The 2,434-nt window shown below is 69.6% G+C and carries 4 protein-coding genes; 2 read left to right on the forward strand and 2 right to left on the reverse strand.

The annotated features are described in order from the left end of the window. Positions 1 to 190 precede the first annotated feature (190 nt). Positions 191 to 946, reverse strand: coding sequence for a sulfurtransferase (locus DBR34_RS10135; RefSeq protein ID WP_128096696.1), 756 nt, complete (start codon positions 944 to 946; stop codon positions 191 to 193). A gap of 54 nt (positions 947 to 1,000) precedes the next feature. After that, positions 1,001 to 1,366, reverse strand: coding sequence for a DUF6164 family protein (locus DBR34_RS10140; protein ID WP_128096697.1), 366 nt, complete (start codon positions 1,364 to 1,366; stop codon positions 1,001 to 1,003). Positions 1,367 to 1,430: 64 nt separating this feature from the next. Here DBR34_RS10140 and DBR34_RS10145 point away from each other — a divergent pair, with 64 nt between their 5' ends. Both DBR34_RS10145 and DBR34_RS22600 read left to right on the forward strand, forming a co-directional pair. After that, positions 1,431 to 1,871, forward strand: coding sequence for an FKBP-type peptidyl-prolyl cis-trans isomerase (locus DBR34_RS10145; RefSeq protein ID WP_128096698.1), 441 nt, complete (start codon positions 1,431 to 1,433; stop codon positions 1,869 to 1,871). A 9-nt stretch (positions 1,872 to 1,880) separates the two neighbouring features. After that, on the forward strand, positions 1,881 to 2,434 hold a 554-nt coding region (locus DBR34_RS22600; RefSeq protein ID WP_258223802.1), incomplete at its 3' end, for an NAD(P)/FAD-dependent oxidoreductase.

Genomic DNA, 2,434 nt, shown 5'->3' on the forward strand with positions numbered 1-2,434 from the left:
TCGCAGACGGGGGCCAGATCAAGAATCGACAGTTGCATGGAGGGGTTCCGTCCAGAAGTCATCCCTTCCAGATGGGGCTGGCCACCGCCCGCCGCCAGTGCCGGTGGCGGGATGCTGATTCCTGCGGTTCGGGTTCGTGAGGGCGCTACCCGGCCGCCGGTAGCGCCGCGCCCTGCCCGCCGAGCAGCGCTCAGGCGGCTTCGGTACCGGGTTGATCCACCAGCGGCTGCAACTGCGCATCCAGCGCCACGCGCTCGTCGAACACGAAGCACCGGCCCTCGTAGCCTTCGCCGCCGACGGCCTCGAAGTACCCCAGGATGCCGCCCTCCAGCTGCAGCACGTTGTCCATGCCGTCGTTGCGCATCCACAACGCAGCCTTTTCACAGCGGATGCCGCCGGTGCAGAAGCTGACCACGGTGCTGTCGCGCAGCGCCTCGCGGTGCGGCGCCAGGGCATCGGGCAGGTCGGTGAACTTGGTGATCGGCAGCACCAGCGCATCCTGGAAGGTGCCGTAGGCGATTTCCTGGGTGTTGCGGGTGTCCAGCATCACCACCGGCTTGCCGGCATCGTCATGGCCCTGGCGCAGCCAGCGCTGCACCGTGGCCGGGTCCACCGCCGGCGCGCGCGGATACGCAAGCGGCTGCCCATCGTCGATGCGGAAGCTGATGATCTCCGGCTTGACCTTGGCCTTGAGCCGCGCGAACGGCTGCATCTGGCTGTAGCTGGTTTTCACCCGCAGCCCGGCAAAGCGCGGGTCGGCGTGCAGGGCAGCGTAGAAATCGGCAATGCCGGCTTCAGCGCCGGCCAGGAACAGGTTGATGCCCTCGCCCGCCACCAGAAGGGTGCCGCGCAGGCCGGCCACGGTGGCGCGCTCCAGCAGCGTGGCGCACAGCGCGTCGGGGTCGGCGATGGGGGTGAAATGGTAGGCGGCGGTATTGGCGATCATTTGCGCAGTATAAATGCCGGCCGCCACGCTGCCGGACCGCGGGCCGCCCGCGGTTCAGCCGCGCAGCAGCACGAACGGCAGGAACACCAGCGCCGCTGCGGCGACCATGCCCAGCAGCACCGCAATCACGAACAGCGGCCGGCGCTGCAGCAGACTGCCGAACGTTTCGGCGGTGCCATCGCGCAGCGCCGCCTCGCGCTCGGCCCGCACGCGCACCCCGCGGGCCGCCTGGTAGGGCGCCATCAGGGCCTTGGCGCGCGGCAGGTCCTCATTGTCACGGATCCAGATTCCGCCCCAGGAGATGCCCCACGGGCTGGGTTCGGTGCGGTAGTGGGCGATGCCCGCCTTGTCCAGCAGGGCGATCACGTCCTGGATTTCATCGTCCGCGACATTGCGCAGGTTGAGCAGCAGTTTCGACATGCGCCCATGATAGCGCCCGGCGATGCGCTACCCTTGCGTCCCGTTTTTGCGATCCGGAGCCGCCATGCGCCGCCTGCCCTCCTATCTGCTTGCCCCCCTGATGCTGCTGGCGCTTGCCGGCTGCACCCCGCCCGGCCCGCCGCCGGGCGGCAGCATCGCCCGGTTCGAGAAGATCGACACCCAGCCGGGCACCGGCGCCGAGGCCACGCCCGGCAGCAAGGTGACCGTGCATTACACCGGCTGGATCTACGACGAACGCACCGCCGACAAGCACGGCGACAAGTTCGACAGCTCGGTCGACCGTGGCGAACCTTTCAGCTTCGACCTCGGCCAGGGCCAGGTCATCAAGGGCTGGGATGAAGGCTTCGCCGGGATGAAGGTGGGCGGCAAGCGCACGTTGATGATTCCCGCCGAGTACGGCTACGGCGACCGTGGCGCCGGTCCGATCCGGCCCGGTTCGTCGCTGGTGTTCGATGTTGAACTGCTCGACGTCACCCCGCGCTGATTGGCCTGCATGACCGTTTCCAGCACTGCCGCGCGACGCGTGGCGATCATTGGCGGTGGCCCGGCCGGGCTGATGGCGGCCGAAACCGTGCGCGCCGCCGGCCACCAGGTCGATGTGTACGAGGCCAAGGGCTCGCCCGGGCGCAAGTTCCTGATCGCCGGCAAGGGCGGGTTGAACCTGACCCACTCCGATGCGCACGACGTGTTCGTGGCGCGCTACCGTGAGCGGGCCGCCGAGGTGGGCGCATGGCTGGCCGATTTCGATGGCCCGGCGCTGCGCGACTGGGCGCTGGGTTTCGGCGTGGAGACCTACGTGGGCAGTTCCGGCCGGGTGTTCCCGGTGGACCGCAAGGCCGCCCCGCTGCTGCGTGGGTGGGTGCGCCGCCTGAAGGAACAGGGCGTGCGCCTGCATGTGCAGCATCGCTGGACCGGCTGGGCGGACGACGGCGCCCTGCGCTTCGAGACGCCCGACGGCGAGGTGAACGTGCAGGCCGATGCCGTGGTGCTGGCGATGGGCGGTGGCAGCTGGCCACAGCTCGGCTCGGATGCGGCGTGGGTGGCACC

It is taken from the genome of Stenotrophomonas sp. HMWF003 (genome assembly GCF_003061285.1).
Classification (GTDB): domain Bacteria; phylum Pseudomonadota; class Gammaproteobacteria; order Xanthomonadales; family Xanthomonadaceae; genus Stenotrophomonas; species Stenotrophomonas maltophilia_AP.